Origin of the sequence: Pleomorphomonas koreensis DSM 23070, from assembly GCF_000425185.1 — a bacterium.
GTDB classification, from domain to species: Bacteria; Pseudomonadota; Alphaproteobacteria; order Rhizobiales; family Pleomorphomonadaceae; genus Pleomorphomonas; species Pleomorphomonas koreensis.
The window spans coordinates 256,978-270,701 of record NZ_AULH01000006.1 but is presented as its reverse complement, the minus strand read 5'-3'; the positions used below and the strand labels follow the sequence as shown (position 1 = coordinate 270,701).

At 70.5% G+C, this 13,724-nt stretch carries 10 protein-coding genes; all 10 read left to right on the top strand.

The window, feature by feature from the left end:
- Positions 1-2: 2 nt before the first annotated feature.
- Complete coding sequence (locus H512_RS0104755) at positions 3-3,881, top strand: baseplate multidomain protein megatron (RefSeq protein WP_026782504.1); 3,879 nt, start codon at positions 3-5, stop codon at positions 3,879-3,881.
- Entirely contained in the window at positions 3,874-5,322 is a 1,449-nt protein-coding gene (locus tag H512_RS27750) for a DUF2793 domain-containing protein (RefSeq protein WP_026782503.1), read from the top strand. Before H512_RS0104755 ends, H512_RS27750 begins: the two co-directional genes overlap by 8 nt.
- Before the next feature lie 66 nt (positions 5,323-5,388).
- Positions 5,389-5,685 (top strand): PepSY domain-containing protein, encoded by a 297-nt coding sequence (locus H512_RS0104745; RefSeq protein WP_053239551.1) that lies wholly within the window; start codon positions 5,389-5,391, stop codon positions 5,683-5,685.
- Positions 5,686-5,701: 16 nt separating this feature from the next.
- Entirely contained in the window at positions 5,702-6,364 is a 663-nt protein-coding gene (locus tag H512_RS0104740; protein WP_026782501.1) for a response regulator transcription factor, read from the top strand.
- Positions 6,361-7,743 (top strand): ATP-binding protein, encoded by a 1,383-nt coding sequence (locus H512_RS0104735; protein WP_026782500.1) that lies wholly within the window; start codon positions 6,361-6,363, stop codon positions 7,741-7,743. The genes H512_RS0104740 and H512_RS0104735 overlap by 4 nt, the downstream gene beginning before the upstream one ends.
- A 169-nt stretch (positions 7,744-7,912) precedes the next feature.
- Entirely contained in the window at positions 7,913-8,377 is a 465-nt protein-coding gene (locus H512_RS0104730; protein WP_026782499.1) for an RT0821/Lpp0805 family surface protein, read from the top strand.
- A gap of 135 nt (positions 8,378-8,512) precedes the next feature.
- Entirely contained in the window at positions 8,513-9,910 is a 1,398-nt protein-coding gene (locus H512_RS0104725; protein ID WP_026782498.1) for a hypothetical protein, read from the top strand.
- Positions 9,911-10,033: 123 nt separating this feature from the next.
- A complete protein-coding gene (ccmI, locus tag H512_RS0104720) occupies positions 10,034-11,137 on the top strand; it encodes a c-type cytochrome biogenesis protein CcmI (protein ID WP_026782497.1) in 1,104 nt (367 codons plus the stop codon).
- 8 nt (positions 11,138-11,145) lie between these two features.
- Entirely contained in the window at positions 11,146-11,616 is a 471-nt protein-coding gene (gene ccmE / locus H512_RS0104715; protein WP_026782496.1) for a cytochrome c maturation protein CcmE, read from the top strand.
- Between the two features lie 116 nt (positions 11,617-11,732).
- A complete protein-coding gene (locus H512_RS0104710) occupies positions 11,733-13,715 on the top strand; it encodes a heme lyase CcmF/NrfE family subunit (RefSeq protein WP_026782495.1) in 1,983 nt (660 codons plus the stop codon).
- Positions 13,716-13,724 lie beyond the last annotated feature (9 nt).

Sequence of the window (13,724 nt, the reverse complement as noted above, 5' to 3'; positions counted from 1 at the left end):
TCATGGCGACGCTTCTTCTCGCCGCCGCCGGCTCGGCGGTCGGCGGCCTGTTCGGCGCGACCGCCGCGCTGCTCGGCCAGGCGGCGGGCGCGCTGGCCGGCGGCGTACTCGACCGGGCGCTGTTCGGCAGCGGCCGCAACACCTCGATCGGCAAGCTCGCCGACCTCGATGTGCAGACCTCCAACGAGGGCGCGCCGATCGCCCGCCTGTTCGGCCGCGTGCGGATCGCCGGCGAGGTGATCTGGGCGTCGAGCTTCGAGGAGACAAGCACCACCGAGACAAGCGGCGGCAAGGGCTCGGGCGGCAGCAAGACCACCACCTACCGCTATTTCGCCAATTTCGCCGTCGGGCTCTGCGAGGGGCCGATCGCCCACATCGGCCGCGTCTGGGCCAACGGCAAGCTCGTTGATCTCACGCGCGTCACCATGCGCGTCCATTCGGGCACCGAAAACCAGCAGCCGGATTCGCTCATCCTCGCCCACCAAGGCACGGCGCCAGCCTATCGCGGCCTCGCCTATGTGGTGTTCGAGCGCCTGCCGCTCGACGACTTCGGCAACACGCTGCCGCAGCTCTCCTTCGAGGTGATCCGGCCGGTCGGCCGGCTGGAGCGCAAGCTGAAGGCGGTGACCATGATCCCCGCCGCCACCGAATTCGGCTATGCCACGACGCGGGTGACGCGCAGCCTGTCGCGCGGCGTCACCGCCACCGAGAACCGCCACGCCGCCACCGGCGCGACCGATTTCGCCGCCTCGCTCGACGAACTCTGTGCCGTCTGCCCCAATCTCAAATCGGTGGCGCTGGTCATCACCTGGTTCGGCGACGACCTCCGCGCCGGCGCCTGCTCCATCCGGCCGAAGGTTGACAACGCCACCAAGGCAACCACCGGCCTCGAATGGCGGGTGAGCGGCCTCGCACGCGGCGCGGCGCGGCTGGTCAGTTCTGTGGACGGCCGGGCGGCCTATGGCGGCACGCCGTCCGACGCGAGCGTCGTCGAGGCGATCAAGGCGCTGAAGGCGAGGGGGCTCGCCGTCACTTTCAACCCCTTCGTGATGATGGACATTGCCGCCGGCAACAGCCTGCCGAGCCCCTATGGCGGCACCTCCCAGCCGGCCTATCCCTGGCGCGGCCGCATCACCTGCCATCCGGGAAAGGGCGTCGCCGGTTCGCCCTGGGGCACCGCCGCGGCGGCGAGCCAGGTGGCCGCCTTCGTGGGCGCCGCCGTGCCGTCGCAGTTCGGCGCGAGCAGCGGACTTCCCACCTATACCGGGCCGGTGGACTGGGGCTACCGGCGCATGGTGCTGCACTATGCCAAGCTCTGCGCGCTCGCCGGCGGCGTCGATACTTTCCTGATCGGCTCGGAGCTGCGCGGCCTCACTTCGGTGCGCGCTGCCGGCCGCAGCTACCCATTCGTTACCGCGCTGACGGCGCTGGCCTCCGATGTCAAGGCGATGCTTGGCGCCGGCACGGCGGTGTCCTACGCCGCCGACTGGAGCGAGTGGAACGGCGATCAGGCCGGCGACGGCGACTTCGCCTTCCATCTCGATCCGCTGTGGACGAGCCCGGCGGTCGATTTCGTCGGCATCGATGCCTATTTCCCGCTGAGCGATTGGCGCGACGGCGAGCACGCCGACGGCCTTGTCTATGAGGGACCTTGCGATCCCCGCTATCTCAGGGCCAACGTCGCCGGCGGCGAAGGTTTCGACTGGTTTTACGCCAGCGACGCCGACCGGGCCGCCGGCACGCGCACGCCGATCACCGACGGTCTCGGCAAGCCCTGGGTCTGGCGAACCAAGGATCTCAAGGGCTGGTGGTCGAACCGCCACTACGACCGCGTCGGCGGCGCCGAGCTTTCGAGCCCCACCGCCTGGGTGGCCGGCATGAAGCCGATCCGCTTCACCGAATTCGGCTGCCCGGCCGTCGACCGCGGCGCCAACCAGCCCAACGTCTTCCCCGACCGGCGGTCGAGCGAGGGCGCCGTGCCCTGGTTCAGCGCCGGTGGCCGCGACGACGCCATGCAACGCCGCTATCTCGAAACGATCATCGACCACTTCGATCCGGAGGGCGCCGATTTCAGCGAGGCCGACAATCCGCCGTCGCCTGTCGATGGCCGGCGCATGGTCGACATGGCGCGCGCCTATGCCTGGACCTGGGACGCGCGGCCCTATCCATGGTTTCCGCTCGCCCTCGACGTCTGGTCCGACGGCGGCAACTGGCAGACCGGCCACTGGCTGAACGGCCGGCTCGGCGCCGCCGCTCTCGGCGAGGTGGCCGAGGCGCTGCTCGCCGACGCCGGCGCCGGGGCGGTCGACGCTGTGGCGCTGACCGGCGTCGTCGACGGCATGGTCATCGGCAACCGGTCGAGCGCCCGCGACGTGCTGGAGCCGCTCTCCGACCTCCTGCGCTTCGATCTCCTGGAGACGGCGACCGGCCTGCGCCTCGCCGACCGCAGCCGGCTGAGCCGCGCCGACCTCGGCCTCGACAACCTGGTGGCGGCCGGCGACGGCGCCGATCTCGAACGCCGCCGCGCGCAGGACGAGGACATCGCCGGCGAGATCGCCGTCACCTTCCTCGACAGCGACCGCGACGGCCTGTCGGCGGTTGCCTCGGCCCGCCGCGACGGTCCGCCGGGCAGCGAGGATATCGTGCTGCCGGTGATGGCCTCGGCCGCAGTGATCGAGGGGCTGGCCGACCGGGCGCTGCGCGATCGCGAGGCCGAGCGGGAGACCTTCGTGTTCCGCCTGCCGCCCGAGCGGCTGGCGCTGGAACCGGGCGACGTCGTGCATCTGACCACCGGTGCCGGCCGGCAGGCGCTGCGCATCCGCAAGGTGACCGATGGCACCGACTGCCGCATCGAGGCGGTGACCGTCGATCTCGACAGCCTCAGGCGATCGACGGCGGCCGATACCAGCTCCAACGTCGTGTCGCCGCCGGTCTCCGCGTCGGTGGCCGAACCGGTGGCGCTGGTGCTCGACCTGCCGGCCCGCTTCTCGGGCGAGGAAGCCTGGCGACCCTATATCGCCGCGACGGCCTCGCCCTGGCCGGGCCGCCTCGCCGTCTATCGCCTTTCCGGCGATAGCCCGTCGCTGATGACGACGCTCGACCGGCCGGCCACCATCGGCACGCTGGAGGCGCCGCTCGGCGCCGGCCGGCCGTGGCTGTTCGACAGGGCGAATGCGGTGGAGGTGGAACTGGTGCGCGGCACGCTGTCGAGCGTCGGCGATCTCGCCCTGTTCGATGGCGCCAACATGGCCGCCGTCGGCTCGATGGACGGCGGCTGGGAAGTCATCCAGTTCCGCGCCGCTGAACTCGTCGGCGACCGCCGCTACCGGTTGACCGGCTTGCTGCGCGGCCTCGGCGGCAGCGAGCGCTTCGCGGCAAGCGGCCATTCGTCCGGTGCCGACTTCGTGCTGCTGGACGGTTCGGTGCAGCGGCTGCCGATCACCCGCGACCAGACGGGACGGCCGATGACGTTGCGTATCGGCGACGCCACCGCCGGTCTCGGCGATCCGGAGTTGGTCGAACTGACCATGACGCCGGCCGCCATCGGCCTGATGCCGCTCTCGCCCGTCCATCTCAAGGCGCGTCGCGACGCCGCGTCCGGCGACATCCTGATCGGCTGGACGCGCCGCACCCGCCTCGACGGCGACGACTTCGACGCCCGCGAGGTGCCGCTCGGCGAGACCAGCGAACTCTACGAGGTGGAGATCCGCGCCGGAAGCGCCATCCGGACGCTCGCGGTGACGACGCCGTCGGTCGCCTACGCGGCGGCCGAGCAGATCGCCGACGCCGGCGGTCTCGTCACGTCCTTCGACCTCTCCGTCGCCCAGGTCTCCGAGACCATGGGCGCCGGCTGGCCCGCCAGGAGCACCCTGCATGTCTGATACACCCAACCTCGGCCTGCCGCTGATCGCCGCGGCACAGGCGCAGAAGCACGTCACCCACAACGAGGCGCTCGACCTCCTCGACCGGCTGGTCATGCTGACGGTGAAAAGCCGCGGCCTGACGGCGCCGCCGAGCGGCGCGGCGGCCGGCGACCGCTACCTCGTCGCCTCGGGCGCCACCGGCGCCTGGGCCGGGCAGGACAACACCATTGCCGTCTGCGAGGGCGGCAATTGGTCGTTCCTGACGCCGAAGGCCGGCTGGCTGGCCTATGTCGCGGACGAGACGGCGCCGGCCGTCTATACCGGCACCTACTGGGGCAGCTTCGGCCGGCTGGGCATCGGCACCAGCCCGGATTCCACCAACCAGTTCGCCGCCGCGCTGACCGCCGCGCTGTTCACCGATCTCGGGGCAGGGTTGCAGTTGAAGGTCAACAAGTCGGTGCCCGGCGTCACCGCCTCGTACCTGTTCCAGACGGGCTGGTCGGGCCGGGCGGAGTTCGGCTTGATCGGCGGCGACGATTTCGCGCTGAAGGTGTCGGCCGACGGCGCCGCCTGGACCGAGGTGCTGCGCGTCGACCGGACGAGCGGCGTTGCCGCCTTCGCCAAGGGCAGCGCTCGCGTATCCTGCGACGTGTTCGACAGCTCGGGCACCTGGACCAAGCCGGCCTGGGCGCGCCTCGTTACCGTCGTCTGCATCGGCGGCGGCGGTGGCGGCGGCTCGGGCCGGACGGGCGTCGCCGCCACGTTGCGCTACGGCGGTGGTGGCGGCGGCGCCGGCGGTCTGGTCAGCGAGCAGTATCTCGCCGATGAACTCGGCGCGACGGTAACCTGCACGGTTGGCGTCGGCGGCACCGGAGCGGCGGCGGTGTCGGCAAGCACCACCAACGGCGCGGCCGGCGTCGCCGGCGGCTACACGGCGGTGTCGAGCAACGGCGTCGAGTTGCTGCGAGCGACCGGCGGCAATCCGGGCGCCGGTGGCGGTACGACGGTTGGTGTCGGCGGCACCGGCGGCTGCGGCGCGAGCGCGGCCAGCAACTCAGGTGGTAACGGCGACGGCGGCGCGGGAAGTCCGCTTTCCACCAGCTCGGCCGGCGCCTCGGCCGCACCGGGCGGCGGCGGTGGCGGCGGCTACATCGACACCGCCAACGCCACCTTCGCCGGTGGTGCCGGCGGCATTGGCGGTCGTTCCGGCGGCCCCTCCTCGCAGGCGGCCGGCGGCACGGGCGGCGTGGCCGGGGCGAGCGGTGGCGTCGGCGGTTCGAAAGCGTGGACACGCGGTATGGGCGGTGGCGGCGGCGGCGGTGGTTCGGCCGGCAAGGGGGGCAACGGCGGTGTCCCCGGTGGCGGTGGCGGCGGCGGTGGCGGCGCCCTCAACGGCACGGCGAGCGGCGCCGGCGGCGCGGGCGGACGCGGCGAAATCCGCATCATCGCCATTGGTTGACGCCTGAACGGCAAGCAGCGCGCGTGTTCATGGACCGTTCAGCCTCAACTGGTTAATCTCCGGCCCATGAACACCAAACGCACGCGATTCCGTCTCGCCCTCCTGGGGCTGGCGATGCTGCCGCTTGTAGCGGGACATGCCGCCGAGGCACGCTGCCTGACGCCGAACGAGGCGCAGGCCGTCGTCAGCAAGGGGGCCGTCCAGAGGCTCAGCGTCATTGCCCGCGTCGTCGGCGGCGAGATCGTCGACGCCCGGCTCTGCGAGGGCGGCGGGCTGCTCGTCTACCAGCTCGCGGTGATGCGTGAGGGCGGGCGGGTCGACAACATCGTCGTCGATGCCACGTCGGGCCAGAGGCTTCGCTGAACCGGGAACATTGAGCATGCGGATTCTTGTGGTCGAGGACGACCGCGACCTGAACCGACAACTGGTCACCGCCTGCCGCGATGCCGGCTACGCCGTTGACGCCGCCTTCGACGGCGAGGAAGGGCATTTCCTCGGCGACACCGAACCCTACGATGCGGTGATCCTCGATATCGGCCTGCCGAAGATGGACGGCCTCAGCGTGCTCGAAGCCTGGCGCCGCGATGGCCGGCTGGTGCCGGTGCTGCTGCTCACCGCCCGCGACCGCTGGAGCGACAAGGTGGCCGGCATCGACGCCGGCGCCGACGACTATGTCGCCAAGCCCTTCCACATGGAAGAGGTGCTGGCCCGCCTGCGTGCCCTGACGCGCCGTGCCGCCGGCCGCGCCTCCAACGAGGTGGAGGTCGGCAAGGTGCGGCTGGATGTCAAGGCCGGCCGCCTCACCGTCGACGGCAATCCCGTCAAGCTCACCTCGCACGAGTTCCGCCTCATCCAGTATCTCATGCTGCACATGGACAAGGTGATCTCGCGCACCGAGCTGGTGGAGCATCTCTACGATCAGGACTTCGACCGCGACTCCAACACCATCGAGGTGTTCGTCGGCCGGCTGCGCAAGAAGATGGGCATCGACCTCATCGAGACCGTGCGCGGCCTCGGCTACCGCGTCGCGTCCGGCAAATGAGAGCAGGTGTCAAAAAACTTGGCGAGTGGCTGACCAGTTCGCTGGCCCTCAGGCTCGTCCTCGCCTCGGCGCTCTGGGCGGCGATCGCGCTGGCCGCCTTCGGCTGGCTGCTCACCGAGCTTTACCGGGCCAGCCTGATCCGCTCCTTCGACGAGCGCATCATCGTCTACGAGAAGACGCTGGCCGGCATCGTCGCCTCGGCGCCTGAAGGCAACATGCCCGACCCCGGCACCATGGGCGACCCGCGCTTCGGCCGCTACCAGTCCGGCTGGTACTGGCTGGTGATCGACGCCAAGACGCAGGCCACCATAGCCACCAGCCAGTCACTGTTCGGCGAACTGCTGACGCTGCCGCCGCCGCCCGCCAACGGCGTGGTGGTGACCGACGACGCCCGCGATCCCTCGGGCACCGCCCTGCGTCACGCCAAGCAGCGCATCTTCCTCAGCAGCGGCCGCATGTACGACCTGCACGTCACCGGCAACGTCGCCGAGCTGGCCGACGAGATTTCCACCTTCCGCTTCCAGGTGTTCGCGACGCTGGCCGCCTTCGCGCTCGGCCTCGTCGCCGCCGCCGCGCTGCAGGTGAGCTTTGGCCTCCGGCCGCTCGCCGCCATGAGCCGCCGTCTTGCCGACATCCGCGAGGGCCGCGCCAGCCGCCTCGAAGGCCGGCTGCCGCGCGAGATCGCCGTGCTCGGCAAGGAACTCAACGCCCTCATCGACACCAATTCGGCCATCGTCGAACGGTCGCGCACCCAGGTCGGCAACCTCGCCCATGCGCTGAAGACGCCGCTCGCCGTCATCCTGAACGAAGCGCGCGCCGAGGGCGGGCCGCTCGCCGACAAGGTGGTCGAGCAGGTGACGGTGATGCGCGACGAGGTCGACCGCTATCTCGACCGCGCCCGGCTCGCCGCCGACCGCAAGGTGATCGGCGCGGTGGCCGACGTCCGCCCCTCGCTCGAAGGGCTGATCCGGGTGCTGAGCCGCGCCTATCCCGATCGCAGCCTGTTCCTCGACGCGCCGGCCGGCGCGCAGCCCAAGGCGCGCATCGAGCGGCGCGACCTGGAGGAACTGGTCGGCAACCTGATGGACAATGCCTGCAAATATGGCCGCGAGCAGGTGCTGATCGCGCTCGCCGTCGACGATGCCGACCGCGACCGACCGATGGTGGAGATCCGCGTCGAGGACGACGGCGCCGGCCTGCCGCCCACCGCCTATGCCGAGGTGCTCGGCCGCGGCAAGCGGCTCGACGAAACGCAGCCGGGCTCGGGCTTCGGCCTCGCCATTGCGGCCGAGATTGCCGAGACTTACGGCGGCTCGCTGGTGCTTGGCCGGGCCGGTCTCGGCGGTCTGGCTGTGACCTTCCGCATCCCGCGAAGCTGAATGGGATTGACAGATCGATGCACAATGACGGCAGTAAACGGAAAGGAGGGGGAGGGCGCTGACGGCAAGACCAGGTTGCAACCAAAATTCGGCCATGGTTTCAGGCCATTGCGGATATCAACGGGCGATTCGCCCCAGACCATTGCTTCTATTCTCGGAGACCGGAAACATGTTGGTGAAGAAACTTGTGATTGTCGGCCTGACGGCAACCATGCTGGCGGGATGCGCGACAGGCGGCGGCAACCAGAACGCGACGCTCGGCACGCTGGCCGGTGCCGTCGGCGGCGCCGCTCTCGGCTCGGCCTTCGGCCAGGGCAGCGGCAAGGTGGCGGCCATCGCCGCCGGCGCGCTGGTCGGCGGCTTCCTCGGCAACCAGATCGGCGCCTCCCTCGACGCCGATTCGCAGCGCTACAACTACGCGGCCAGCGTCAATGCGCTCGACAGCGGCGCCCCGCAGCAGTGGCAGAACCCGCAGACCGGCGCCTACGGCACGGTCAATCCGGGGCCGGCCAACTATGTCAACAATCGCATGTGCCGCCCCTATACCAACACCGTCTACATCGACGGCCAGCCGCAGGTGGCGCGCGGCACCGCCTGTCGCAACCCGGACGGCAGCTGGCAGGTGGTCGGCTGACGGCCGACGACCCTCTTCCCCACGAAATCCGAAAGGCCGGCTCCCCCGCGAGCCGGCCTTTTCGCATCCGTTACCAGTCATAAACCATCTTGCGGCAGGATCGGTTTGGTAAAGGAGCGGTTTACGGGATTCGCGATGGACGAGCGTACGGCGGTTGCCGACAAGGCCGAGAGTTTTCTGCGGGGCCTGACGCCCAGGGCGCGCGGCATGCTGGTCCGTCGCCTTGAAAATGGCGGCGCGGCGCCCGACGCGGCCGAAGCCCGTCGCCGGCTGATCCTCGGAGCGGCTCACGCCATCGCCGATAGCCGCCGTGCCGCCCAGCGGTCTGCTATTCCCGGCGTACCGCCCGACATGCGCCGGCTGATGTTCGCCGCCTTCGAGCCCTACGTGATCGAGGAGAGGTTGAGCTTTCCGGGCCGTGGCTTCATCACCGCGGCGACGCTGTCCCATCTCTGGTCCTATGCCGCCACCGAACTGCTGCCGGCCGAGTTCGCCGTCTGGAACGATCCGGCGACGGCGCCGTCCCTGCCGAACGAGGCGGCTGGACGCGAGGCGGCGCGGCTCGAAGCCCGCCTGTTCGAGGCGCTGGCGCGGCATGTCGAAGCCATCGCCGACGAGCCCAAGCTACAGCAGCGTTTCATGTCGCGCCTTGGCGGCGAGCTGGCCCGCGGCGAGGTCGATGACATGCTCGCCGTGCGCGACCGCCTTCCCGATTTACCGACGCTGAGCGCTGCCATCGTGCACCTGATCGGCGCCGGCCCGGTCGATATGGCGCTGCTCGAACAGATCGCCGCTTATCTCACGCGCTATCCCGAGACGGCCGGCTGGGTGGCCGGCGGTGCCTTCCGGCGCCTCGCGGCCGTGGCGCCGCTCGTCACCTTCGCCAAGATGCTGGCCGGCGGCGACAGCGCCCGTCGCGTCCGCGCCACGCCTGCCGCCGCGGCCTTCGTCGACCTTGGTTTCGCCGTCGCCGATCGCGCCGCCTCGCGCTTCCTGACGATCTGCCGGGGCAGCCGCAACCCCGCCGACGCCGTACGCGAGATCAATGCCTTCCGCACGACGCTGAACGAGCTTTCCGCCAGCCTCGACGTCGAGAGTGACGGCTGGTGGCAACAGCGGGCGGTGGCCATCAAGCGGCGCTTTTCGGAAGTGCTGTTCGCCGAGTTCGACAAGCTGCTGCCGGCCATGCGCCGTGCCTTCCGCGTGCAGGATGCCCCGTATCCGGGACCGGCCGACGGTGCCGAGGCCGTCTTCCTCGCCGCCATCTTCGCCGCCGCCGGCCGCGCCCGCGACACTCTGGCCGTCAACGGACTGATCGGCCGCCTGACGCCGCTGGTCGATCAGGCCGTTGAACTCTACGCCCTCGACCTGCCGATGAAGTTGCGCAGCCTCGACGGCGAGGCGCGAACGGCGGCGCTGTCGGCGGTCGACCACCTGATCAAGGCGGCCGGCTTCCTCTATGGCGACGACTACGCCGCTCATCTCCGCCGCAGCAAGGAGCAGCAGCTCAAGGGGCGGCGAACGGCGGCGTGACGCCGCCACCCTTTTCTGGAATCCTTCTCAAATTCACCCAGAAGTCCATTGAGAAACCGGCGAAGTTGCCCTATTCGCATGCAACGGGTAGCGACAGAGACGCTGCCCGAGGGAAAGAGCGAAGTGGTTTTCTGGGTTCTCCTGGCATTGACGACGGCCGCCGTCGTTCTCGTCGTTATCGCCCCGCTGGCGCGGCCGGCCGGCGCCTTCCCGACCGATAGCGGCGAGGAGACGCGCGTCTACCGCGACCAGCTGGCCGAACTCGACCGCGACCGCGAGCGCGGCCTGATCGGCGGCGAGGAGGCCGAAGCCGCCCGCGCCGAGATCGGCCGCCGCCTGCTGCAGGCCGCCCGCGCATCGGCGCCGGCCGAAAGGCCGCGCCCCGCCGCCAACCGCCTGCTGGCGCTGCTGACGGTGATCGCCGTGCCGGCCGTCGCCCTGCCGCTCTATCTCTGGCTCGGCCAGCCCGACATGCCCGACGCGCCGCTGGCCGGCCGCCTTGCCGCCGCGCCGGCCACCGACAACATCTCGGAGATGGTCGGCCGCGTCGAGAAGCACCTCGCCAGCAACCCCGACGACCTCGCCGGCTGGCGCGTCGTTGCCCCCATCTACACCCGCATGGGCCGGCTCGACGACGCGGCGGACGCCTGGGGAAGGCTGGTCAAGGGCGGCCAGACGGATCCCGAAACCCTCGAAAGCTATGGCACCAGCCTGGTGGACGCCGCCGAGGGCGTCGTGTCGCCGGAAGCGCAGTCGATCCTCGCCCGCGCCATCGCCGCCGATCCCAACCGGCCGCGTGCCCGCTTCTACCATGCCGAGGCGATACGGCAGGCCGGCAAGCTCGATGCGGCGCTCGAGGAGATCGACGATCTGATCCGCCGCTCGCCGTCCGACGCGCCCTGGCTGGAAACGGTGCGCGACAAGCGACACGAAATTCTCGCCGCATCGAACAAGCCGGCCGACACGCCGGAGCCGCCGACCTTGCCGGCCGCCGGCCTGACCATCGAGAGCATGGTCGATCAGCTCGCCGAGAGGCTTGCCGCCAACCCCGCCGACCGCGACGGCTGGATCCGGCTGATGCGCTCCAATGTCGTGCTTGGCCGCGACGAGGCGGCCAGGGCGGCGCTCGACGGCGCGCGCAAGGCGTTTGCCGGCGACGCCGCATCGCTCGCGGCGATCGAGGACGCGGCCGCCGCGCTCGACATCGGCAAAGCGGAGGAAAAATGACCAAGGCCATGACGCGCAAGACGCGCCGCCTCATCCTGATCGGCACGGTCGGCGCGGTGCTCGCCGCCGCCGTCGGCCTCGTGCTCTACGCGCTGTCCGGCGAGATCACGCTCTATCGCACGCCGACCGAGATCGCCGAGCAGCCGCCGAAGGAGGGGCAGCGGCTGAGGATCGGCGGTCTGGTCGAGGCGGGCAGCGTGGTGCGCGGCGACGCCGGCCGGGTGGACTTCAAGGTGACCGACACGGCGACCGCCTTGCCCGTCACCTACGTCGGCCTGTTGCCGGATCTCTTCCAGGAAGGGCAGGGCGTGGTCGCCGAGGGCAAGCTCGATCCGGCCGGCCTGTTCCACGCCGACACCGTGCTCGCCAAGCACGACGAGCGCTACATGCCCAAGGAAGTGGTCGACGCGCTGAAGGCCCAGGGCGTCTGGGAAGAAGGCCAGCCCGGCGGACCGATGCCGCCGACCGCCAAGAACTAGGGCAGCGGGCCGGGAGGTGCGCCTCTCGGAAAAATCCGTTGCTTCGATAAGGAGACAGGGCAACGTAGCGCATTCGTCTGGGATGCACGTTGCCTGAGGCGAGGAGAGAGCCCGGCATGATCGTCGAATTCGGCCATTTCGCCCTGATCCTGGCGCTGGCGGTGGCCGTTGCGCAGTCGGTGCTGCCGATCGCCGGCTCGATCCGCCGCGATCCGGCGCTGATGGCGGTAGCGCCGCGGGCGTCGGTGGTGCAACTGCTGCTGGTCGTCATCGCCTTCGCGGCGCTCACCTATGCCTATCTCGTCTCCGATTTCTCGCTTCTCAACGTCGTCGAGAACTCGCATTCGCAGAAGCCGCTGATCTACAAGATCTCCGGCGTCTGGGGCAATCACGAGGGCTCGATGCTGCTCTGGGTGCTGATCCTGGCGCTGTTCGGCGCGGCGGTCGCCCTGTTCGGCGGCAACCTGCCGGCCACTCTGAAGGCCAACGTGCTGGCCGTGCAGGGCTGGATCAGCACCGCCTTCCTCGCCTTCATTCTGACGACCTCCAACCCCTTCCTGCGCCTCGCCAAGCCGCCGATCGAGGGGCAGGACCTCAACCCGGTGCTGCAGGACATCGGGCTCGCCATCCACCCGCCGCTTCTCTACCTCGGCTATGTCGGCTTCTCGATCGCCTTCGCCTTTGCCGTGGCGGCGCTGATCGAGGGCCGCATCGACGCCGCCTGGGCGCGCTGGGTGCGGCCCTGGGTGCTGGCCGCCTGGATCTTCCTCACCGCCGGCATCGCCATGGGCTCCTACTGGGCCTATTACGAACTCGGCTGGGGCGGCTTCTGGTTCTGGGACCCGGTGGAGAACGCCTCGCTGATGCCCTGGCTGGCTGGCACGGCGCTGTTGCATTCGGCCGTGGTGATGGAGAAGCGCGAGGCGCTGAAGGTGTGGACGGTGCTGCTGGCCATCCTCGCCTTCTCGCTGTCGCTGCTCGGCACCTTCCTGGTCCGCTCCGGCGTGCTGACCTCGGTGCATGCCTTCGCCACCGATCCGACGCGCGGCGTATTCATCCTGGCCATCCTCTGCCTGTTCATCGGCGGCGGCCTCGCCCTGTTCGCCTTCCGCGCCGGCAGTCTCAGCCAGGGCGGCCTGTTCGCGCCGGTCAGCCGCGAGGGCGCGCTGGTGCTCAACAACGTCTTCCTGACGGTGGCGGCCGGCGTGGTGCTGTTCGGCACGCTGGTGCCGCTGATCGTCTCGGCCTTCGGCGGCGCCATCTCGGTCGGCGCGCCCTATTTCAACACGGTGTTCGGCCCGCTGTTCGGCGCCACGCTGCTGGTGGTGCCGCTCGGGCCGCTGCTCGCCTGGAAGCGCGGCGACCTGCTCGGTGCTCTCCAGCGCCTTTCGGTCGTGTTTGTCCTTGCCGCGCTGGTTGCCCTTGTCGTCGCCTGGCTGAACGGCGCGACGCATCTCCTCGCCGCCGTCGGCCTCGGTGTCGCCGTCTGGGTGCTGGTCGGCGCCTTCGCCGAGCTGTGGACGCGCGCCCGCTTCCGCGAGGCGGGATTGGCCACCGGCTTCCGTCGCCTCGTCGGCCTGCCGCGCTCGGCCTACGGCACGGCGCTCGCCCACGCCGGCCTCGGCGTGACGCTGATGGGCATCGTCGTCACCTCGGCCTTCCAGAGCGAGACGATCGTCGAGATGAAGCCGGGCGAGACCGCGACCGTCGGCGCCTATGCCGTCACCTTCGACGGCATCCACAGCGCCGCCGGCCCCAACTATTCCGAGATCGTCGCCAGCATGAGCGTGCGGCGGGACGGTGTGCTGCGCTTCGTGGCCGCGCCGTCGCGGCGCCTCTACACCACGCGACAGATGCCGACCTCCGAAGCCGGCATCCACACCCACGGCCTGTCGCAATTCTACGTGACGCTGGGCGGCGAGGGCCGACAGCTCGGCGCCGTGGTGGTGCGCATGTGGGACAAGCCGCTGGTGACGCTGATCTGGCTCGGCGCCCTGGTGATGATGGCCGGCGGCGCCCTGTCGCTGGCCGACCGCCGCCTGCGCGTCGGCGCGCCGAAGCCGGCCCGCCGGGCGGCGCCGACCGTTGCCGCCGACTGACGGAGACCG